The organism is Pseudomonas sp. TSO6, from assembly GCF_056098905.1.
In genome coordinates this window covers 162,862-184,641 of record NZ_JBLZWV010000020.1, presented here as the reverse complement: position 1 = coordinate 184,641, position 21,780 = coordinate 162,862, and the positions used below count along the sequence as shown (strand labels likewise).

Annotated in this window: 15 protein-coding genes; all 15 read right to left on the bottom strand. The window is 60.0% G+C overall.

Annotation, left to right across the window (positions count from 1 at the left end):
* Positions 1 to 25 precede the first annotated feature (25 nt).
* Positions 26 to 5,131: a glycosyltransferase gene (locus ACN6NG_RS06765; RefSeq protein ID WP_353457020.1), complete on the bottom strand. Its 5,106-nt coding sequence runs from the start codon at positions 5,129 to 5,131 to the stop codon at positions 26 to 28.
* Positions 5,132 to 5,231: 100 nt separating this feature from the next.
* Positions 5,232 to 6,293, bottom strand: a complete 1,062-nt coding sequence (locus ACN6NG_RS06760; RefSeq protein ID WP_353457019.1) for an NAD-dependent epimerase/dehydratase family protein — start codon at positions 6,291 to 6,293, stop codon at positions 5,232 to 5,234.
* Between the two features lie 92 nt (positions 6,294 to 6,385).
* Positions 6,386 to 7,705, bottom strand: coding sequence for an FkbM family methyltransferase (locus tag ACN6NG_RS06755; RefSeq protein ID WP_258653514.1), 1,320 nt, complete (start codon positions 7,703 to 7,705; stop codon positions 6,386 to 6,388).
* A gap of 86 nt (positions 7,706 to 7,791) precedes the next feature.
* Positions 7,792 to 8,706 carry a hypothetical protein gene (locus tag ACN6NG_RS06750; RefSeq protein ID WP_019471419.1) on the bottom strand — a complete coding sequence of 305 codons (915 nt, stop codon included), beginning with the start codon at positions 8,704 to 8,706 and terminating at the stop codon, positions 7,792 to 7,794.
* The gene (locus ACN6NG_RS06745; protein WP_353457018.1) at positions 8,706 to 9,986 is read right to left on the bottom strand and encodes a hypothetical protein; all 1,281 of its coding nucleotides are present in this window, start codon (positions 9,984 to 9,986) and stop codon (positions 8,706 to 8,708) included. Before ACN6NG_RS06745 ends, ACN6NG_RS06750 begins: the two co-directional genes overlap by 1 nt.
* Positions 9,983 to 10,963 carry a hypothetical protein gene (locus ACN6NG_RS06740; RefSeq protein ID WP_353457017.1) on the bottom strand — a complete coding sequence of 327 codons (981 nt, stop codon included), beginning with the start codon at positions 10,961 to 10,963 and terminating at the stop codon, positions 9,983 to 9,985. Before ACN6NG_RS06740 ends, ACN6NG_RS06745 begins: the two co-directional genes overlap by 4 nt.
* An 85-nt stretch (positions 10,964 to 11,048) precedes the next feature.
* Positions 11,049 to 12,107, bottom strand: coding sequence for an FkbM family methyltransferase (locus ACN6NG_RS06735; RefSeq protein ID WP_353457015.1), 1,059 nt, complete (start codon positions 12,105 to 12,107; stop codon positions 11,049 to 11,051).
* Entirely contained in the window at positions 12,097 to 12,855 is a 759-nt protein-coding gene (locus tag ACN6NG_RS06730; protein WP_353457014.1) for a TylF/MycF/NovP-related O-methyltransferase, read from the bottom strand. Before ACN6NG_RS06730 ends, ACN6NG_RS06735 begins: the two co-directional genes overlap by 11 nt.
* Positions 12,852 to 14,657 (bottom strand): thiamine pyrophosphate-binding protein, encoded by a 1,806-nt coding sequence (locus ACN6NG_RS06725; protein WP_474313307.1) that lies wholly within the window; start codon positions 14,655 to 14,657, stop codon positions 12,852 to 12,854. Before ACN6NG_RS06725 ends, ACN6NG_RS06730 begins: the two co-directional genes overlap by 4 nt.
* 26 nt (positions 14,658 to 14,683) lie before the next feature.
* A complete protein-coding gene (locus ACN6NG_RS06720) occupies positions 14,684 to 16,582 on the bottom strand; it encodes an N-acetylneuraminate synthase family protein (protein WP_474313304.1) in 1,899 nt (632 codons plus the stop codon).
* Positions 16,579 to 17,943, bottom strand: coding sequence for a GHMP family kinase ATP-binding protein (locus ACN6NG_RS06715; RefSeq protein ID WP_474313303.1), 1,365 nt, complete (start codon positions 17,941 to 17,943; stop codon positions 16,579 to 16,581). The genes ACN6NG_RS06720 and ACN6NG_RS06715 overlap by 4 nt, the downstream gene beginning before the upstream one ends.
* On the bottom strand, positions 17,940 to 18,632 hold the full coding sequence (locus tag ACN6NG_RS06710; protein WP_274138456.1) for a sugar phosphate nucleotidyltransferase: 693 nt from the start codon (positions 18,630 to 18,632) through the stop codon (positions 17,940 to 17,942). Before ACN6NG_RS06710 ends, ACN6NG_RS06715 begins: the two co-directional genes overlap by 4 nt.
* Positions 18,632 to 19,954 carry a lipopolysaccharide biosynthesis protein RfbH gene (gene rfbH, locus ACN6NG_RS06705; protein ID WP_353457010.1) on the bottom strand — a complete coding sequence of 441 codons (1,323 nt, stop codon included), beginning with the start codon at positions 19,952 to 19,954 and terminating at the stop codon, positions 18,632 to 18,634. Before rfbH ends, ACN6NG_RS06710 begins: the two co-directional genes overlap by 1 nt.
* Positions 19,947 to 21,014 carry a CDP-glucose 4,6-dehydratase gene (gene rfbG / locus ACN6NG_RS06700; RefSeq protein ID WP_353457040.1) on the bottom strand — a complete coding sequence of 356 codons (1,068 nt, stop codon included), beginning with the start codon at positions 21,012 to 21,014 and terminating at the stop codon, positions 19,947 to 19,949. The genes rfbH and rfbG overlap by 8 nt, the downstream gene beginning before the upstream one ends.
* A complete protein-coding gene (gene rfbF, locus ACN6NG_RS06695; protein ID WP_474313299.1) occupies positions 21,005 to 21,775 on the bottom strand; it encodes a glucose-1-phosphate cytidylyltransferase in 771 nt (256 codons plus the stop codon). Before rfbF ends, rfbG begins: the two co-directional genes overlap by 10 nt.
* Between the last annotated feature and the right edge of the window lie 5 nt (positions 21,776 to 21,780).

The window sequence follows — 21,780 nt, the reverse complement described above, 5'->3', positions numbered from 1 at the left end:
GCCGATCCAGGCCTACGACAATGTATCAGTCCGGCAGCCAGGCCTTGCGCCAGTTGCTCAGGTTGTCGCCTTCGAGCATCCAGCCGCCCAGCACTGCATTGCGCAGTGCATCGCCCGCCTTCGCCGTGGCATCCAGATCAGAGATGTGCATGCGAATGGCATCTACCCAGCCTCGGAAACGGTTCTTCACCAGTGTGACCGGCAAATCGCTGTAGCCCTGGTAGCAACGCAGGTCGCTGGCGATCACCGGGAAACCACAAGCGCCGTACTCCAGCAAACGCAGGTTGCTCTTGCACTCGTTGAACAGGTTCTGCTCGACCGGCGCCAGGGCCAGGTCCAGGTTCATCCTGGCCAGCGTCGCGGGGTATTGCTCAATCGAGACACTCGGGTGGAACTCATGAACATAAGGCCGCAGCTTGTCCGGGCACATGCCGAAGAACACCCACTCCACCTCGTTGGCCAATTCCTTCACCACGTCCGCGATCACTTCCAGGTCGCCCGTATGGCTCGCCCCACCCGCCCAGCCGACGCGCGGTTTGCACGACTGCCGGCGCAGGGCCTTGAGGTCGCTCCAGTAGCGGGTATCCAGCGTGTTGGATACCACGCGGATATCGCCATGTACGCCGGCGAAGGCCTCGGCCAGCGGCTGCGTGGAGACGACAAAGCGGTCCACATAGGAAAGACCGCGACGTATGGACCGCAGAATGTCCTTGGGCATGTGCGCCCTGTGCACGCTCTTGAGTGGCAGGTTGGGCAGGTAGTCGTCCAGCTCGAAGACCTTGAAAGCCCGCGAAAACGCGTGCATCCGGCGTATATGCTCAATCTGCTCATCGCCAACCTGGCGCTGCAGGATGATGCTGTCGGGCTGATAACGCTCAAGTTCGGCAGGCGCCAGATAATTCCACGCCACCACCCCCTCGGCCAGCCCCTCGCGGTTGAGCGTATCCAGCGGCTGGATGACCCGGTAGTTGCCACACCCTCCTCTGTCCGCCGCATGGGCGAGGATCGTCGGCAGCGGTTTCCAGGACGACAACGGTCGCCAGCTCAGACCGGAGGGCGCCAGGCCGAGGCCATTGCTGGAAGACAGCGAGAAGTTCGGGTTGTGGAGCGGGTCGCGTGCCAGTACAGGCAGCCAGCGGTCATACAAGGCATCTTCTTCTGCGGCGGTGGCCGGCGTTACAGCATCCTCACTTAGCAGCAACTGAACACGCGGCGTCCACACGTTCAGGTAGCCGCCACGGTGCAGGCGCAGGCACAGATCAACATCCGTCCAGCGCTGCAACTCGGGGGACTCGTCGAAACCGCCCGCCTCCAGGAACAGGCTTTTGTTCACCAGCAGGCACTTGCCGCTCACGGCGACATAGTTCTGGTCCACTTGCAGGCGCTGCAGATAGCCGGACGCGTCCATCGGCTGACCGGCAAAAGCTTCGCCAACAGGGCCATTCAGGCCGAGCACGAAACCGGCATGGCTGATGGTAGCGTCCCCCGCCACCAGTTTGGCCCCCACCACGCCGACTTCCTGGCGCATGCCGTGGTTGAGCATCTGCTGCAACCAATCGTTATCGAGCACCGCAGCGCCTTCGTCCAGCCACAGCAGGAAATCACCACGGGCCTGCCCGGCGGCCTGGTTGCGCATTTGCACAGGCGCCATGCCGGCAGGGAATCGCAGGCAACGAATGGCATCGGTGCCAAGCCGGGCAACGTTGTCGAGCCAGCCGTTTACTGCCGGGCCGGCATTATCACGCGCCAGCAGCAGCACCTCGTAGTTTCGATAGGTTGTCTTCTCCAGAATGGTTTCCATGCAGCGCTGCACCCGCTCGGTGCTGTTGCCCTGGAGCAGGATCAGGATGCTGACCGGTGCGTCGCCGGGGGCGCCATAGTCCAGATCATAACGCCCTGGCAGACGAGACCCGATGCGCGCCTGGGCAAAACCGCGTGCATGCAGATGGCGCTGAATGACCCCGCGCTCGTCCGGGCAGTCGCGCAACGAAGGGACATCACAGATCAACAATGGCTCGCTGATATGCCCCAGCCCATCGAAACCGGCAGACTCGATCAGTCGCAGAATGTAATCCAGCTCGAACGCCTGGCCCGCTTCCTGGCGGAAGCCGCCCATTTCCAGCCACACCTGACGGTTGAACAGCCAGTGACTTGACATGCTTGCTGGCAAACTGAGCAGTAGATCAAGGTTAAGATCAGGGCGCAGCACAGCGCCCATTTCTGACCCATCGGAACGCAAACCCTCATCACCGTAAACGGCCCGACAGCCCGGCGCCGCCAACAGGTCAAGCGCGGCAATCAGCAAGCCGCTTGCAGTGAACTCACTCCCCGCCTCTACAAGCATGAACCAGTCGAACTCACCCGCCTGAACAGCCAGGTTCAGCTGATCGCTCAAGCTGGCATCAGTCAAACGCATGAAATGCAGCTTGTCCAGCGCTGAAGTGGCGGGGGCCTCGCCCGGCGTCATCGCCACAATTTTCAAAGTGGAATAAAGGCAGTGATCACTACTCAGGCTTTGCAGAGAAGCTTTCAACCGCTCTGCGTGCCCGTCAGCGTCCATCACGATTATTCCGATCACAGGACCGCCCTGAGTCGCGTGCAGACGCTGTGCGATCAAGCGGCTCTGCATGGCATCCGGAACGCGTTCGGCCAGCCAGGTTTGCAGCGTCAACGCCTTGGGCTTGCCACCCAGATGCTCCAGCATTTGCTGACGCCCGCGGCTTACTTCTTCGCTGCCGACGTCGCCATGGCGGGCATACAACTCGCGATAAAGCGCTGGGTAATCTTTCAGTGCCTGCTCGGAACGTCGTGCAGGCGCACTGTCATCCAGGCGCATACGGACTTCCACCGTCTCGCAGCGAACATGATGGAAAGCGCTTCGCGCGCTCAGGCGCATGAGGAAATCCCAATCCTCCAAGCCTGCCAGCGACTCATCGAAGTCCCCCACTGACAGTGCGAGCGCGCGTGGGCAGGCAAACGTGTTGATTGGGATGTAGTTGTTGACCAGCAAAAGCTCCCTGGAATAAGCCTCGTGGGGATAGCGTTGCTCGCGCGCCACCTCAGTCCGCTTGCCAGCCGCAATCGCTTCCTGAATGAAGACTGCATCTGTGTACACCACACTGTCGGGGTGGGTATCCAGCGCTTTGGCCAATGTTTCAAGATGGTCAGGCAGGTACAGGTCGTCGTCGTCCAGGTACACGACATACCGACCACGGGCCAGGTGCAAAGCGGTATTACGGGCTGCGGCAGGGCCGCGATTACGGCCTTGGCGGATATAGGTGATGGGGAAATCGTAGTCAGCCAGCAGCGACTCGACCGGGTCGCCATTATCGTTGACCAGAATGACGTCAAAGTCCTTGAAGGACTGATGAGCAATACTGTTCAGCGCATCCTTGAGCAATTGCGGGCGGTTAAACGTGGTCAATATGATGGAGAACAGCGTTCTCTCGGCGTCTTGCGCCAGGGCTTCCAGACGCCCACACAATTGCCGAACCCGTTTGCCGAGCCCGGTATCCTGCTCTTGCGGATAAAGCGTCAGCCGCCGCTTGAGGTGCGCAGCAACTTCGCGTTCATAGCCTTTCAGCCGCCCTTCGTTACCACGCTCAAATACGCCTTCGAGAATACAGGTGTGCCCTTCCAGCGGTGCGGAGGAGACATAAAACTCATGGGAATGTTGTGCACCATGTACGCGATAGCTCACACCAGGCACAGCGCTGAAGGCGAAGTCAGGGTAAAGCTCTGCAAGCTGAACCATAAGCTGCCAGTCACCAGACCCTCGAATTCTGACATCACGCCGCCAGGCCTTGAAAAAGGCATCTCTACGAATGATGGCTGCAGAGGGAGTAATGTAGCTGTCGTAAATCAGAAGATCCGCAACCTCATTACGCCCGCCAAAATAATCTGCGCCCCGATGCCCCGGGTGGCGAGGCCCTGGTACGGGCTCTCCTTGCTCGCTGACCCAACATATAGGACTGTAACCCAGGGCAACCTGCGCATTGCTTTCCAGCGCAGGGAGAAGGCGCTGAACATGGCCTGGATTCATGAAATCGTCGGCCATGAACAAAATCATGTATTTGCCTTTGGCTGCCCAAAAGCCATTTTGAGAGCTGTTGCCTGCCCCGAAATTCCGCCGGTTACGCATATAGCGCACCCGCGTATCAGACGAAAATTCCGCCATGACCAACTGCGTGTTGTCCGTCGAGTCATTGTCCACAACAAGGACTTCAACCTCCTCGACACCCTGGCTCAACACGGACCGCACTGCCTGCCCCAGATACCGACCATAGTTATAGGCTGGGATGACCACGCTCAACAACGGCGCTGCGCCACGCACCGCTGTTGCATCCAGTGCAATGGCGGAGGTCAGCGCATTGATCCAGAAGTCTACGGTATAGGGGTAAATACGCTCATCCGGGCGAGCGCTGCCTTGCATGAGAAACGACCGCAAGCGACTCGCCAGCGCCTCGTACTCCGCCCACTGCATACCATCAAGAAAAGCGAACAAGTCTTCGCTGTTACTAAACGCACTACCGTCTACATAGCAGTCACGCGGAAACCATTCTGGCACCGAAGCGGTTGCGGTATGCACAGGAACGGCACCCGACAACAGGCAAGACTGCCACTCAGGTGACAGCCAACCCGACAACTCGGGCTCAAGGTCACATAAAGCGAAGTGTGCTCCCGCCAACTCGATAGCGTCCCGGCCATGCACACATGCCTTTGCGCTGAAAGCCGAGCGCAGGCTCAATTCGGCAAGCGGTAGTTCCAGCGGCTGATTGAGCCGCACCAGGTCTTGGCCTGTGAACGCCTCTTTGGCAGGTAGAAACACCCGATCAAACTGTTCGAGTAGCTGTGCGCCGTCCCTGGAGTTCTCCAACTGCATCAGATAGCGTCGAGTATCGGCCGAGAATGTAAGCACTTGCGAGCTTGCATCAACCTGCTCAATCAAGAGGACACTGTCATAGTGACCAGTGACGTCGGCTACCACCACCCGCTCGAAGACAAGACCGTTGGCATTACCATAGGTCTGCAATGGGCCAAGAGGAAATAGAGCCTGCAACTTCTCCCATTGCTCATCGCTTAAAAGAAAAGCCTTCTGCTCCTGCCCTAGCTGAACCCCGGCGATACCCACTCGCCAAGGCTTCCCCTGGCAACTACCGCCTGCAATTGAGGCCCAATCCATCACGCATCCCCTCTGTCACGGCCTCGCTTACACGCAGCCTCGTTGAAATTCAATTTCGTTCACCCAGGGATTTCGCCCAGGCAGCCATGCTGTCGATCGATTGGTCCAGGCTGGTCCAGACGTCCAGCCCCAACCCACGGGCATGGCCAATATCCGGTACATAAAAGGAACGCTCCGAACCCTCGGGGCGCCCCATGATCCGCACCTGTTTTCCTTGAGCCACTCGCGAAACAACCCGACGCGCCAGATCGGCAATGCTGATCGCCTGATCGGAGCCAACGTTGTAGGCCTCGCCGGATTTGCCTCGTGCCAGCAAAACCAACAGCCATGCAGCCAGATCTGCACCGTGCAAATAGCTACGCACCGCCGTCCCACAAGAGCGGATCACCACCTGATCCGCAAACAGGGCGTCACGAACAAAGTTGCCAATGGCGAAGTGGCCATCAAGCGGCAGACCTGGCCCCGAAAAGGCGAAGCAGCGCGCCATGATTACGTCAATGCCATGCGTCTGTGCATAAATCGCGCCCAAGGTTTCCTGTGCTCGCTTACCTTCGGCATACGCACTTCCCGCGCTGTTGCTGACACAAGCGCTAGCGAAGCCTTCCGCGACCCCGGCGACCTCACCGGCTCCTCCCCGCAGAACCCCGTACTGCGCACCGGAGCCAGTAAAAAGCACGCGCGCCTGATCCCTTACTGCCAGGTCGAGCACCCGACGCGCACCGGTCATGATGGTGTCGAAAATTTCCAACGGTTTGCCATGGGCAGCCGCGGAAGTTTCGGTTGCCGCATGAATAATCAGATTGACAGGCTGACCCGGAACGGTCAGCAGATCACGCACATCACCACAGACCCAATGCAGCCAAGCGCACTCACGGTAACAAGGCTGCGCATCCAGAAACCGGGATGGGTAGCGTGACAGAACGGTGACATTCACACCTGCGCCTTGCAGGTTTAGTTGCTGAAACAACGCCAACAACCATGATCCAAAAAAACCTGTACCACCGGTCAATAGCACATGCTGCCCCGCCAAGGCGTTGTGCAAACCAAGCGTGGAGGGGACGGCAAGCAACGCGTTTCTGATTACGGGTGAAAGCGAGGAAAATCCAGGCATTGGCGTCAGGGACTCATGGGTAGGTTAAACGCGGGAGTGGAGACGCCGCAGCAGTTCAGGCGCCCCCAAAGCATGGCCGCCTGGCCACAGGCCTAATAGAAATACAGGGTAATGTCTTCCAGAATGTCCGCGTACAAGCGCATGCCCACCTTGTAATCGCTGCGAATGGACTGCACTTCATCGATCAAGCACCAATAATCGTCAGAACGATGATAAGCACAGACTGCCAACGCGGGCCTGTCGCGCTCGATGATCATGCGTGCGCCCCGCAAGGCAGATGCCTCCATGCCCTCGATGTCGAGCTTGAACAAGCCAACCTTGCCCGGCACCACGGCATCCAGCGGTACACCCTGAATGAACGAGGTGATGCTTGCGGGAACATCACTGCTTAATTCTCCAGCAATGTCATACGAAAGCTCTGGCTGATAGATGGCCCGGCTGGGCACTTCGTCCAGCCCCATGTTGAACAGCCAGACACTGGGCCGGTCCGAGACACTCTTGAGCGCCTCGTAGTAAGCGGGTAATTCGGGTTCAAACAGCCAGGCCTGCTCGACCGGGCCAAAGTGTTTCTCCAGCCGATGCAGGGTATCGCCCGCTGCCGCGCCAGCGTCCACAAAGCGCGCTGCCTGTTCAGGCCGTACAAATGCCTTGTCGAAATACTCTTCATCCCAAGGCGACTTGGCCTGCTCGGCACACGCAATTGACAGGCGTGTGCGCATACCGATCAACGCATCAAAAACCTTGCGTGATGGCTCATCGTCCAGGCACAAAAAAGCAGAAATGAACCGCCAGGGATCACGTAATGGTGCCTCTGCAAAACTGGAAAACTTCTCGCACCCCAGGCCAGGCCCCGCGCCATCCAGCGCGTATAGAAATTCATGCATGTTGACCAGGCGAATCCCCGGCACCTGACCCAATTGCCTGGAAATGGCGTTGCCATGCCTGCCACTCGCGACAACGACGACCGCGTTGTCCAAAGAAAGGCTGGATGGGTGAGCGATCGAGATCCCCTCCATTGAACCGCCTTCCTTCGCCCGGTCATTGTCGAGAAAACCTTTGACCTCAACGCCTAGCGTTTGCGCGTGAAGCGCCAATCGCAAACCGACCTTGAAGGCCCCAAAGATATAGAACCCCTCACTCAGCCAGCCGAGCGCCTGCTTCTTTAGCGCCGCCAAATCGGCCAGGCCAGTGTTCGAGTCCAGCAAGCGCCTGATATTGGGGTAATTATCCAGACGTGATAATGCCTCCAGCCGAGACGGGTGCCTGATCACGATGTGATCTTGAGCATCACGCAGAGGCGCATCCGACCAGCAAACCGGCAAACGCTCGCCAGACGGAAGTGCAAATGAATAGATGCAACCCTTCTGCATCGCTGAAAAATTGGCGCCGAGTGAGGACAAGCCAGCATTCATCATATTACCTGCCTAACCGATTGGAATGGCCACGAACTGCCATCCCGCAACATAAAATAAAACCAAGCACCTGAAAAAATCGTTTGTCACTCGATAACGATATCGAACAGTGCATCCGCGCGCTGCGGGTACAGTGCCGCCAAGCGCGGCCTGATACGCTCCAGCCTCTCAGCGATCCACTGATTCAACGTCAAGTTCGGATCAATCAGTAGCTTTTCTTTTGCAGACGTGGTGCTGCCGTTAACATCGACATAGTGCCGCGCAATTCCCGACACCTTTGCATCATCGAGATAATTCAGCATGACCGAAACATCAGGCGGCGGTACGTCGAGGCGGTCAAGCGCATACTCGATCGCCAAAATATCGTTGATGCTTTGCAGGTAGGTACGTAGCCTGACATTGCCCTCATCCACAAGATAGTGCTGAAGCCGGCCGTAAGTCGTTACGAAGCGGCGCTTGCAAAAGTCATAGACCCGAAGCAGGTTTTTCATCTCTGCAAAATTTTCACGCACGCTACCCAAGCGATCCGTCAACACACCGTTGCCGTAATAGAACATATCGGAAAAAATCGAGGCAACCTTGGGAGAGCTGCAACCAGGCACCACAGTGATATCGAACGCGGCGTCATGGACGGTCAGAGAGTTAAGATGATGAGGGTATGCCTGCGAAAATACAGCCTCCGGCATATCCATAAATTTCAAAGCACACAGTTCAATATCAGCAAGCAACAAGTTTACCTGCCCTGCAATGTGCTCCGCGCCCAGCAGCGGGGTCTTGTTATTGATAACATCATACTGCTTGGCGGTTATTGCCCGCTGCGGCTCGTAAAACGCAAGCAGGTCATAATCAGACGAAGCATTCCCCATACCAAGAGGAATAGAGCCCATCAGCGAATAGCACAAAACGCGTACCGGGCAGTGCTGCTCCATTCGCTGGATAACATCATCCACCTGCGCCTGCAAGTCAGGCTGCGCACACACATCAATCAGTTGCGCACGCATTATCGAGCCACCCACTCATCCAGTAAAAAGTCATACGCTTCGAGCGCAGCGGCCGACCGTGCGAAGCGATCGGATATGCGGTACAAATCCCTGACGCCACGGTCAAACTCGCTTTCTTGATAAGCATGGCGAACCGAGCAACCTAGCAGCGCAAACGCCTGGGCCAGCGGCTCGAGCTCGGCGCTTTCTGCCCGCAGATGAACGCCGCGGAGGCTGACCCTGCCGGTTTCGCTGAAGTTTCTCAGTACCAGCACACGGCACAACTTCAGCAACGTCTCATAGTAGGCACTTTCTGCCCGATACGGCGCTCTCAGAAAATACGAGTGCATTACTGGATAGGGCAATTCGGTGATGCCTGATCGCACCATGCAATCAATCAGCGCTTTCAAAGCGGGGCGATTAAGGTAGGCCTCATAGTCCGCACTCGACAGCTTGAGCGGAACCAGTGATCGCTTGCGATGAATCTGGAAGGCGGCACGGTGTTTGCCGCTGTCCATGTTGAAGTGGTTTTCTTCACTGTTCCAGTCCGCCTTCACCGCATGGTTCAAAAAGAACAAGGGGTCGATAGATTCCGTTTGCCGCATGCGCTCATACACCTGCCTACGGCTTCGCAGCACGTTATCCACCCACGCGGCCGTTTGCGCGATACCAAATTGATCAGCCGCGTTGCGACAGTAAAGGTCCATGTAGTGGTCCGGTGTTGCGCCCGCCTCACCGTCAAACCACTTGAACAGCTCCAGGTAGGGGAACAGGGTAAACACCGGACTGTCCTGGAACAGGCCATTCCCGTTACGGCGTGCACAGACCAACAAGGCCGGTATCCACGCCAGCACGTCCCCCGACGCGTCACTGATGAGCGCATCATCCTTGTAGTCCGGATGAAAAAGCCCTCTCAATGCAGGGATCTCAACGGGCAAGGTCAGCTGTTCGTCAATGATATGGTTATGAAGCTTTGCCATCTGCGCCCGGTCTTCAGCAGATCGCCACGACATGTTGGACCCATTCACCGGGCAAAAAATGACCCGTTCGAACCCCTCTGCGGCCAAGCCAAGCGCAATGCTTTCGTGCTCAAAAATATTGTTTACACAAATGATCACGAGTGCAGATTTGTCTGCATGCCCTACACTTGTGACCGGCAGCCCCTCGTGGCGCTCTATCTCGGCAGCACGCTTGTCAATAAAGCCTGTGACATTGCAGCCAGCCCTCAGATAACGCGAAACCATCGTCCCACGATGGGCGGCACCGTACAGCACTATCGGCGTCTCGGCAGTCCAGATCATACCGGGCACACTCCCTTGAGCAGGCGCAAGAACTCAACGTCTGGCTCACGCTCGCGTACGGGGAACGACATGAAAGCAGGATGTTTAACAACAACAGGAAGCGACTGCAGCTGCCTGCAATAATCCATCAGCGCCTGTGCCTGGTACGCTCTGAAATAAGCCTCCCACTCCGCCCGCTTCATTTTAAGCGGAATGCCGTCGAACCCCTGGCGCTCCAGATAGAAGGCGCGATGAGAGCCATCGAGAATATTGAAGCGGTGCGCTGCGCTATCAAACACGGCGACTGACGCAGCCTCTCGATAATAATCCCCCATATCGAAAAAGGTTTTCGCGCGATAAAAGTCCAGCTGCGCCTGGGTAAACAACTCATCAAAAGGAAGCAGTGCCTTGACTGCCGGATCATCCAGCCGGACGTTGGTCGCCCTGTCGATAACGTCTTGTTCCTGATTTTGCCACTTGAAGTAGTCAGCGTAATCGTGATCAATGCCATCGTAAGAACGCCTTACGGTATAGACATAGTCCTTGTGCACAATGGCAGTCACATAATCTGACAACGCGCTCAACAGGTAGTCACCCGCGTGCACCGTATACAGCTCGTCAAAACTGGCAAAGGGCACCGCATAATCACCCGAATAAAATGCGTTCCATGCGCGCGTCATGGCGGCCGCTTTTTCTCCACGGAGAAACGCGGGCAAGTGCAGTATTTTCGTATAGCCGACGCTTCGCAAGGTACGCGCAATCGGAGGGTGGGCAAGGCCATTTCCTATTGCCACGAACACCAGCGCATTACCATGCCTTTGAATGCACGTCTCCACATTCATCACCGGTACAGGCGCATTCGACACACCTTCCGGATGACGATCAATGATGGCGCAAACGTTCACACCGCATTGCATCAAACGCCGACAAAAGCCAACACCTATCTGACCGCCACCATAAATGACAACAGGCTGGTCTATCGTGGACAGTTTATTCATTGATCGCACATCCGATTTCCTTGCACCGCGACCGCTACGTATTTCGCTGACGAAAAAGCATATGAGCTACCGTGACATGTGGCACTCACGGCCTCTCAGGCACAGCATAGAGCACTGCATCAAAGGTACTGGGCGAGTGACAGCGCAGGTAAAAGCGGTAGCCCAAATCAAAGCCTTGCAACTGCTCAGCTATTTCCCAGAGGTGTTCCGCACGGTGATAAATACTAATGGCCAGGTGCGGACGATGTGCACGCAGCAGGCCCGCCGCCCCGCACAAGGCTGCCGGCTCTTCGCCTTCGATATCCATCTTGATGAAGTTCGGCGCGAATCCGGGCAAGGCGTCATCCAGGCGCACACAACACACAGGGTTCCCGCCGGACTCGACAAGATGTCCACCCGCCCCCAGAGTGGGGTCATACCCACTCAAACGGCTGCTGTCTGACACGCCACAGGGAAAATGGATTGCGCCCGGGACCTGGCCAAGTTGCGCCGTCAGATGACGATAGTTATCCAGGTCCGGCTCGAATGTCGCCAGGCTGGTGAAACGAAAACCGGCAGCCAGCAACGCCTGAACAGTGTCGCCGATGTATGCACCGCAATCGATGAACCGCAGCGGTTCAGGCAAACCCGGCACGTCTTCCGGGAAATACTGCTGCCCTGCTACCGAAGGAAGGCAACGCGGATCACCCAAGGTGCGGTACTCCACTATCGCGTCCAACAGCTGTTTGCTCGCCTCATCCTCCAGCGCAACCCGCAACGCTGCAATACGTGCTGCATGCTGTTCGTAAAAGCTGGGGGCAACCAGCCAGTAACGAAACGGCTGGTCTTCTGGATAAAGGCCTACGAATTCGACCAGGCTGACTATGCGACCAAACCCCAGCGCCTCCAGATCATCGAAAATGGTCTTGGTATCCACATGGGCGTTGAACAAACCTATCAACACACAGGCTTTAGCCGGGTCATGGTTAGCAGCCCAGTCTTGCGCACTAAAGACTGGTAAGCCGTCCACGTCGTGCAAGCTCTCATCGCGGTCGAGAAAAGCATCCACGCGCTGCCCTCGTGCAACGAGATAATCCCGTACGCGCCGCCCTGCAAGCCTGGCCCCATACACCAACAGTTGGTCGAAGCCGAACTCATTCGCCATGATCGGCTACCTTGATCAGGACGGCATGCCCGTTGAGGTTATGAAGGAAGCGGTATCCGCTGTTCTGCGTCACGAACTCGTTGACCATGCGCGTTACCCCTTCACAGCCAAAGAACCCGTAATCGTCGAAAACCACCACGGCTCCACGCACGAGCCTGGGCGCAGCCCAAAGCAGTACATCGCGAGCAGACTCATAGACGTCAACGTCAATATGCAGCAACGCCAGCCGGTCACTGACCTGTTCCGCGTTGTTCTCCGGGAACATGCCGACCAGTACGCGTACGTTATCTGCCACCCGGCAACGCTTGGCCATTTCCAGGACCAGGTCAACACCGGTATCAGCATGCTCGCCGCCGCTGTAGCTGGTGTCATGTGCTCCGGCCTTGACTACGCCAGTGAACGTGTCCGCCAAAAAAACACTACGCCCCTCGCGCTGGCCGGCCATTGCCAGCAAACACCCCGAGCCACCGCGCCATACCCCAACCTCGAGAAAGTCGCCCTCAACGTTGTCGAGTTGGCGCGCCAGCGTCCACAACTCGTACAGCCGCATGATGTCGACCAAGGTGGCGTGGCGCACGGTCTCGTACACCTTCAAAAACGCGGCGTCATTGACCCACGGCGCGTGGCTGGCCATGGGCAGCACGCGTGCATGACGCACCTTGGGCGATTTATCATGCGCCCAGTCGTGCTGGCTACGCAGGTAGCCGTAGCACAACCCGGTCAAGCGACGCTTGAGCCACACCTTCATCCCTGACGGTCCAGCGAAACAGCCATCTGCTGTGCCAGCTCTTCGCGGCTGAGGAACGGATACAAGTCTTCGAGCGCACCGGTTACCGGCTTGCCGTTCTCGTCCATGCGCGTCATCACCCGTGGAACACGCGGCTCCTCGATCTGCACAAGTACCTCACAGATCACCGGGCCATCGCGCTCCAGCACTGCCTGCAAATCAGCCTGCAAATCTTTGTGCGATTCGATGCGCGCATAACCCACACCATACGCACTGGCCAGTTGCGCCAGGTCCGGCAGCTGCAATCCGCTGCTGGCATCGGCACCCACCAGCAGTTTGAAATGAGCGCTCTGCGAGGCACGAATCGAGGCATAGCCCTGGTTGTTGATGACGAAGCATTTGACCGGCAGATTCTGCGCGGCCAGGGTCGCCAGCTCCTGAATGTTCAGCTGCAAACCACCATCGCCTTCAACACACACAGTCGGCTGGCGGCCAGAGGCCAGACACGCGCCGATTGCCGACGGAATGCCAAAGCCCATCGACCCCGTGCCGCGGTTGTGGAAGCAACGCTGGCCCTTCTTCAGGCGCAGGTTGAGCAGGAACAACTCGGAGGCGAAACCCGAGCTGCCCGGTGCGATCACGTCGCCTTCGTTGAGCAGCGAGGACAGCTGGTCAGTGAAGTAGTACATGCTCACGCCCTGGCTGTCGTCCGCGTGCTCGCTCTGCAACAGCGGGTATTGCTTGCGCCATTGTGCGATGCGCGCCAGCCAGTCGGCGTAGGACGGTAGGCGATCACGGCAAACATGCGCAGCCAAGGCTTCAATGAACGGTTTCACATCCGAGACGACGGAGACCTCGATGGGCATCTGCAACTTGGCGATTTCCGCCGGATCGATATCCACCACAACTTTCTTCGCATAAGGTGCGAAGTGAGCATGGTTGTAGGCAGTCAGCGCCATATCCAGGCGCGAACCAAGCACGATCAGCAGGTCGCAGTTCTGCAGCGCAAAGTTGGCCCAGCGCGGTGCTATGGAGCCTGGACGGCCGCCATAGAGCGGGTGCTCGTCCTCGATGATGTCCATGGCTAGCCAAGTGGGCATGACCGGTACGCCTGCGGCTTCGATCAACTGGTTGAATGCATCAACCGCACCCGCCATGCGAATACCACTGCCGGCGATGATGCCTGGGCGCTTGGCCTGGCGCAGCAAACTCACGGTTTGCTCGACCGCCGCACGGATGTCGGGTTGCTCCGCAGCCACGGGGCGCTGCGCCCGGCGCAAGGTCGCCGGGTCAATCCGGGCAGCCTGAACGTCCAGCGGTACATCCAGCCATACCGGGCCTCGGCGCCCGCTGAGCGCGGCATGTTCGAGCTGGTCGAAGACTTCGGCGACCGCCTCGGGATCGGTCAGGGTGAAAGCCGCCTTGGTGATCGGCTCGACAATCGACACGATGTCGGCTTCCTGAACGCCCAGCATGCGCAGGCCGGTACCGGCTTTAAGGTCGGCACTCTTGACCTGGCCAGAAACGAAGAACACAGGCGTTGAGTCCAGCCAGGCACCCAACACTGCCGTAACCGTATTGGTCGCACCTGGGCCACAGGTCGTCATGCATGCTGCCGGGCCACCCGTGAGCTTGCCGGCTGCTTCGGCGGCAATAGCCGCCGCCTGCTCGTGCAGGCACAGCACCGGCTCCAGATCGGGGTGGCGCCCCAGGGCGTCATTGAGGTGCATCGCACCGCCGCCCGGCAGAAAGTAGACCTGCTCCACGCCCAGACGCGCCAGGCGCTCCATGATGTAATCTGCTACACGGACAGTCTGTGTCACCTTGAATACCCTCTCGAAACCGGCACTTAAGCAAGCCGCGTCAAAAACTGCAGCGCCGACCAGAAGCCGGCACCATGATCCTTGTGCCCTTGCCAGACTTCAGGAATGAAGCTGACCTCGGGATGATTGCGAATCTGCGCCCAGGTGGCCGGCCAGTCGATGTCGCCGGTACCCATCACTACGCCTTCGCCGTTGGTACCCTTGGCATCGGCCACGTGCAGGTGCGCCGAATGCGGCAGCAGCAGCGCCAGCGCGGCCTGGAAGTCGAGGCCGAAGTGGAAGCAGGTCATCTGCAGGTGCGACAGGTCCAGGCACAAGCGCAGGCCGTGCTCGCGGGCCTGCGCCGCCAGTTCGTCGGGCATCATGAAAATGTTCTGGTGGCGCTGGCCGCCGAAATGCCAAGGGAACGGCGCCATGTTCTGCGGGATCAGCTCGGTACCGGCGAAATCCACCAGGCGGCAGGCCTCATGGAAGCGCTCGTAGAGTTCGGGACGCATGGCCAGCGGGCGCGGCGCGTCGGCGGAAAAACCGCCGATGTTGGCGACGATCAGCCGGGCATCAGCCCCAGGGAAGAACTCGCCGATCTGCAGGGTCGCATCGACCACGCGCTGCAGGTTGTCGATGGAGCGCCGACGGTAGGCCGGATCGTCCGCAACCAGGTCCAGCAGCTCGCTGTTCTCGAACAGTTCCGGGGCGTGGATTACCAGGCGCGAGCAATCCACCTCGGCCAGGAACGGCTGCGGTTTCAGGCTGAGGTCGCGGTACGACAGGTGGAATTCGAACAGGTCCGGCTCGATGCGCCGACGGTAGTCGAGGAAGTCGTGGTAGCGCACCGGCACACCCCAGCGAATCGGCATGTCGAATGCCAGCTTCTGCTCGGTTTGCTGTTCCTGCAGGTCACTTTCAAAAAGGAAGTCGCCCTGGGCAATGTCGCGGTGGGCAGGCTTGCCCAGCAGTTCTGGCAGCCGGTACGGCGGCAGGCCCTGGCCTGGGCTGGCGATGCGCAGCATGCCCTGCTCCAGCACCGCGCCATGGGGGATATCGCGGGCAGCGATCACGCTCTTACCGAGGTTCTCGCGGTTCAGCAACTCACCCTGGCTGGCATGGCGCCCAGGCCCTTGCCAGGGCAGCGCCAGCTCCAGTTGGCGGATGCCGTCCACCAACTGGCGGAATTCGGTGGGTTCCAGGCTGGCCAGGTGATCCGGGCCTTCCATGTTGCGATCCAGGGTAATGTGGCGCTCCACCAACCGGGCGCCCAAGGCCACAGCGCCGAGGGTGATGGCAATACCGCGCTCATGGCCGGAATAGCCGACCAGGCAATGCAGCTCCTGCAGGCGACGCAAGTAGCCGAGCTGGATATCAGCTTCCGGTGCCGGATAGGCGCTGTTGCAGTGCAGCAGCGCGAAGGGCGTGCCCAGCGCGTTGAGCTGTTCGATGGCACGGATGATTTCGTGCTCGAACGACATGCCGGTAGACAGGATCAGCGGCTTGCCCAGGCTGGCGGCCTTGGCGATGAGGTAGGGGTTGCACAAGTCCGCCGAGGCAATTTTCAGGGCCGCCACGTCGAACTGGGCCAGGGCATCGACGCTAGGTTCATCCCAGGGGGTGCACAGATAAGTGATGCCCTTCTCAGCACAGTAGGCGCGCACCTGGCGGTGCTCGTCGAGGCTCAGTTCGACCTTGTCCAGCAGGTCCTGAATGTACTCAACACCGAGGTCTTCGGCACGCGAGCCGTCGGCCTTGCGCCGGTACAGCGCCTCGCGGTTGCGCAGCTGGAACTTGACGCAGTCGGCGCCTGCCGCAATGGCGGCGTCAACCAGTTGCCTGGCCAATGCCAGCGAGCCGTTGTGGTTGTTGCCGGCTTCGGCGATGACGTAGACACGGTCGCCACCCAGGGCGATGCCGTCGAGAATAATTGGGGTCATTGGATTTTCGTCCGCCAGGAAGTTACACCGCAGGACTCGAAGCGAAAGCCTTGAGCCTGGCAGCCCAGTGCGCGCACCGCATGCACCACACGCTGGCGATGCTGAGGTTGTACATAGAACAGGAAGAAACCACCGCCACCGGCGCCCAACAGCTTGCCGCCGAGCGCGCCGGCCGCAACCGCGGCGGCGTAAATGTCATCGAGACGACCATGGCTGATTGCCGAGGAAAAGCGCTTTTTCAGGTGCCAGGCTTCGTCCAGGCAAAGGCCGAAATCGCGCAGTTCGCCGCGAATCAGGTAACGGTGCATGCGCCGGCAAAGCGCGACGCTTGCATGGAGCAGGTCCGTTTGCGCGGACTCGGCCTGCATCTCCTCGCGCTGCAGCTCGTGCAGGCGGCCGGAGTCGTGAGAAAGGCCGGTGTCACACAGCACCAGGCAAGATTCCAGCTCGTTGCGGATCGATTCTTCCAGGCGAATCGGGTGTACCAGGTTGCGCTGGTTCTCGAACTCGATCAAGTTGAAGCCACCGAAGGCCGAGGCGTACTGATCCTGCCAGCCACCGGCGATACCGAAGCACAGGCGCTCGGCCTGGAACGCCAGTTCGGCGATCTCATAGGTGCTCCAGCGGTCCTGGCGCAGTTCGTTGAATACCGCAATGGTGGCCGTGGTGGCAGCGGAAGAGCCGCCCAGCCCGGAGCCCACTGGAAAATCCGAACGCAGGTAGAGATCGAAGCCGTATTGCGGCTTGATCACCGAAACGATGGTCGCCAACAGGCTTTTTTCACTGGCGGCCAGCAGGTCAGCCAGGGAGTCGTAGTCCTCCTCGCGCCCCAGATCCTCGGAGAAAATGCGGATGCCAAGGTCGCCCCGTGGAACCAGGGTGGCGTGGGCATAAAGCCCGACGGTACAGCTGAGCACCGCTGCCGGGTGGTCGATGAAGAAATAGGTCAGGTCCGCACCGCCGCCGCAGAAGCTCATGCGTACTGGCGCACGGGCCCGTGCCAGTACCGGCACTTCCGGGCTGGCCGCCATCAGGCGGGTATAGACCTCAACCAGGCGCCCCTGCTCATCCACGGCCGGGATGGCGTTGAAACCCAGGTCGAAAGCCTTGAGCAACTCCTCTCGCGACGCACCGGCTTGAACCGCGCGGTAATGGCTGTTCATGCAAGTTGTGACTGGCAGGTCGGTCTGCCCGCCCTGCAGCAGGTGGCGACGCACATCGCCGTTGGTCACCACGCCCAGCAGACGGCGGTCGTCCGCAACCACAAAGGCGATTTGCAAGGCGCCTGCTTCAATGCACTTGACCGCATCGAGAATGCTTTGGCGTTGGCCAATGCTGAGGGTCTGCACCAGCAGGCTCATAGCGAGGTATCCGGAAGAAATTCGTGGGTGTAGCGCGCAAGCGACTCTGGCGTGCCGATATCAATGAAACGCCCGCTGTAATCGACAACGGCCACGGCCTCTCGCTGGAGCAATTCGGGCAACAGATCGTGCTCCATGGAGCATGCGCGGACGGGGGTAGCGGCGAAGGCCGACGCGGTGAAGGCATACACCCCTGCGTTGATCAGGCCGGCGCCCTGCACGCCCTTTTCCTGCAGCGCAGCCAGGTGCCCGGTAGCAGTCAGCGCCAGGCTGCCATAACGGCTGCGGTCATCGACTCGCGCCGCCAGCATGGCGTTGCCTTCGCCCGCAAGCATCTGCCGATAACCCTGCACATCCACGAAGGTGTCCGCATTGAGTACCAGGTACCGGCCCTGCGCAGGTTGCTCGCGCAACGCGTTGAGCAGTGCCCCTCCGGTTCCCAGCGGGCTCTGCTCCACCACCATCGACAGTGGCAGACCGGCCTGGCGAGACAGCTCGGCAAGCTGCTCGGCCACCTGCTCGGCGCGGTAATGCGCGCACAGCACGCCCTCGCTGATGCCGGCACGGGCCAACTGGCTCAGTACCCGCGCCAGGAATGGCTCACCGTGAACGGGTACAAGGGCCTTCTGCGAGTCAGTGACGCTGCGCAGCCGCGTACCGAAACCGCCACACAGGACGTAGGCGCGCATCAGCGCAGCCTCTGCAGGTAGGTTTCCAGGCAGCGCGCTGCATGTTCCAGGTGGTCATCGCTCAAGCCCGGCCACAGGCCGATCCAGAACGTGTCGTTCATGATCTTGTCGGTTACCGGCAACTCGCCGGAAACCCGATAGTTGAGCCCTTGCATGTAGGGCTGGCGGGTCAGGTTGCCGGCAAACAGCAAGCGTGTGCCCACGCCCTGTTCATCCAGGTAGCGCACCAGCTCGACGCGGTTGATTCCACAGCCATCGCGCAGGGTGATCGGATACCCGAACCAGGACGGGTCGCTGTCGCGGGTGGCCTGCGGCAGGATCAGTTGGTCCGCACAACCGGCCAGCCGATCGCTCAGCCAGGCGAAGTTGCGCTTACGGGCGGCAACGAAATCATCAACCCGGTCCATCTGCGCCAGGGCGCAGGCGGCCTGCATGTCGGTGATCTTCAGGTTGTAGCCCAGGTGCGAGTAGGTGTACTTGTGGTCGTAGCCTTGCGGCAGGTCACCCATTTGCCAGCAGAAGCGCTTGCTGCAGGTGTTGTCCTCGCCCGGCGCGCAGTAGCAATCGCGGCCCCAGTCGCGGAACGATTCGATGATGCGCTTGAGCAACGGCGAATCGGTAAACACTGCGCCGCCCTCGCCCATGGTGATGTGGTGCGCCGGGTAGAAGCTGAGAGTGCCGATATCGCCAAAAGTGCCGACCATGCGCCCCTGGTAGGTGGAACCCAGGGCATCGCAGCAGTCTTCAATCAGCCACAGGCCGTACTTGTCGCACAGGGCGCGAACAACGCTGAGGTCGAAGGGATTGCCCAGGGTATGCGCCAGCATGATGGCCTTGGTCTTCGGGCCGATGGCAGCTTCGATCAGCGCCGGGTCGATGTTGTAGGTGCCCATCTCGATATCGACGAACACCGGTACCGCGCCGAACTGCAGGATCGGGTTGACGGTGGTCGGGAAGCCGGCAGCAACGCCGATCACCTCGTCACCCGGCTTGATCGCCCGATCGCCAAGGCGTGGCGAAGTCAGCGCGGAAAACGCCAGCAGGTTGGCCGACGAGCCGGAGTTGGTGGTGAGTACACAGCGGCGCCCCAGGTACTTGGCCAGGCGCTTCTCGAACGCCTCGTTGAAGCGGCCGGTCGTCAGCCAGCCATCCAGCACGGCCTCGGTCATTGCCTGCAGCTCGCCGGCACCGATCACCTTGCCCGAAGGCGGAACGCTGCTCTGCCCCGCCACGAAGGGTTTGGGCGCCATCTGCAGCTCGGCATATCGCCCGACCAGTTCGGCAATCTGTTGGCGCAACTGCTGCGCCGTACTGTCACTCATGGGTTCCGCCTTGGTGAACCGCGATCTGCTCGCGGGTAACGATGTTCATGTCACGCCCTGCGCGCCAGGCCAGGTGCCAGTCCAGGGTATGTTCAAGGGTGTCATCCAGCGACCAGCGTGGCGCCCAGCCAAGCAGCTGCCGCGCCTTGCTGGAGTCCAGTGCCAGCAAACCGGCTTCATGCGGCTGGGCATCGCCGGCGACCGACCAGCGCGCCTCGCCTGGCCAGCGCAGGGCAAGACGACGGACGATTTCGCCGACGGTGGCCAGGCCTGCGCTGTCCGGGCCGAAGTTCCAGGCTGTTGCGTATCGCTCGGCGTCCGTGAGCAAGCCCTGCGCCAGCTGCAGGTAGCCCATCAGTGGGTCGAGCACGTGCTGCCAGGGGCGGATCGCATGGGGATAGCGCAAGACCACTTCTTCACCGTCTTGCCAGGCGCGAAGGATATCCGGCAGCAAGCGCTCGGCAGACCAGTCCCCGCCACCCAGTACGTTGCCTGCGCGCGCCGTGGCCAGGGCCACGCCGGCGGAGCGCAGGAACGAGTCGCGGTAGCTGGCGCACAGCAGTTCGACGCAGGCCTTGCTGCTGCTATAGGGGTCGAAGCCGCCCAGGGCATCCTGCTCGCGGTAGGGCCAGGGCCACTCGCGGTTGTCGTAGCACTTGTCAGTTGTCACCACCAGCACCGCGCGCACCGAAGGCGTGGCACGCACCGCTTCCAGCAGGTTGAGCGTACCTATGACGTTGGTGGCGTAGGTGTCGCCTGGTGCACGGTAGGACTCGCGCACCAGCGGCTGAGCTGCGAGGTGCAGCACCAGCTCGGGTTGGAAATCCTGCAGGGCACGAGCCAGGGCCGAGGCATCACGGATATCGGCGAAATCACCTGGAATCTGCTGTTGCAGTTGCGCAACCTGCCACAGCGATGGCGTGGTGGCGGCAGGCAAGGCGAAACCGCGCAGCTCGGCGCCAAGCTGGCGCAGCCACACGGCCAGCCAGCCGCCCTTGAAACCGGTATGCCCGGTCAGCAGGACGCGGCGCCCTGCCCAGAATGCTGGGCTCAACGCCATAGCTGCCATGCTGCGTCGCCGTTCTTCCAGTGTGTTTCAAGCAGCGTGCGATCACGCAGGGTATCCATCGGCTGCCAGAAGCCACGGTGCAGGTGGCTCATCAACTGGCCGTCTTCGGCCAGACGGCGCAAGGGCTCGTCTTCCCAGGTGGTGGCATCGCCCTGGATGTATTCGAGCACGGCCGGTTCAAGCACGAAGAAGCCGCCATTGATCCAGCCACCGTCGCCCGCCGGCTTTTCCTGAAAGCCGCGTACCTGTTCGCCGTGCACGTCCAGGGCGCCATAGCGACCCGGCGGCTGTACAGCGGTAACCGTGGCCATCTTGCCGTGCTGGCGGTGGAATTCGATCAGGCGCGGAATATCGACGTCGGACACACCGTCGCCGTAAGTGAGGCAGAAGGTTTCATCGCCAACGTAATCGCGAACACGCTTCAGGCGGCCACCGGTGGCGGTGTTTTCCCCGGTATCCACCAGCGTCACCCGCCATGGCTCGGCGTGGCGGTTGTGGATATCCATGCGGTTTTCCGCCATGTCGAAGGTCACGTCCGACATGTGCAGGAAGTAGTTGGCGAAGTACTCCTTGATCACATAGCCCTTGTAGCCCAGGCAAATGACGAAGTCGTTGATACCGTAGTGCGAGTAGATCTTCATGATGTGCCAGATGATCGGCTTGCCGCCTATCTCGATCATCGGCTTGGGGCGCAGGTGAGATTCTTCGCTGATGCGTGTGCCCAGCCCACCGGCCAGAATGACTGCTTTCATTGTGC

Bases quoted from the DNA above. Each gene is read 5' to 3' on its own strand.
- ACN6NG_RS06745 (WP_353457018.1), bottom strand. From the start codon at position 9,986: ATGATCTGGACTGCCGAGACGCCGATAGTGCTGTACGGTGCCGCCCAT.
- ACN6NG_RS06730 (WP_353457014.1), bottom strand. From the start codon at position 12,855: ATGAAGGTGTGGCTCAAGCGTCGCTTGACCGGGTTGTGCTACGGCTAC.
- ACN6NG_RS06735 (WP_353457015.1), bottom strand. From the start codon at position 12,107: ATGGCGAATGAGTTCGGCTTCGACCAACTGTTGGTGTATGGGGCCAGG.
- ACN6NG_RS06740 (WP_353457017.1), bottom strand. From the start codon at position 10,963: ATGAATAAACTGTCCACGATAGACCAGCCTGTTGTCATTTATGGTGGC.
- ACN6NG_RS06760 (WP_353457019.1), bottom strand. From the start codon at position 6,293: ATGCCTGGATTTTCCTCGCTTTCACCCGTAATCAGAAACGCGTTGCTT.
- rfbF (WP_474313299.1), bottom strand. From the start codon at position 21,775: ATGAAAGCAGTCATTCTGGCCGGTGGGCTGGGCACACGCATCAGCGAA.
- ACN6NG_RS06755 (WP_258653514.1), bottom strand. From the start codon at position 7,705: ATGAATGCTGGCTTGTCCTCACTCGGCGCCAATTTTTCAGCGATGCAG.
- rfbG (WP_353457040.1), bottom strand. From the start codon at position 21,014: ATGGCGTTGAGCCCAGCATTCTGGGCAGGGCGCCGCGTCCTGCTGACC.
- rfbH (WP_353457010.1), bottom strand. From the start codon at position 19,954: ATGAGTGACAGTACGGCGCAGCAGTTGCGCCAACAGATTGCCGAACTG.
- ACN6NG_RS06720 (WP_474313304.1), bottom strand. From the start codon at position 16,582: ATGACCCCAATTATTCTCGACGGCATCGCCCTGGGTGGCGACCGTGTC.
- ACN6NG_RS06710 (WP_274138456.1), bottom strand. From the start codon at position 18,632: ATGCGCGCCTACGTCCTGTGTGGCGGTTTCGGTACGCGGCTGCGCAGC.
- ACN6NG_RS06750 (WP_019471419.1), bottom strand. From the start codon at position 8,706: ATGCGTGCGCAACTGATTGATGTGTGTGCGCAGCCTGACTTGCAGGCG.
- ACN6NG_RS06715 (WP_474313303.1), bottom strand. From the start codon at position 17,943: ATGAGCCTGCTGGTGCAGACCCTCAGCATTGGCCAACGCCAAAGCATT.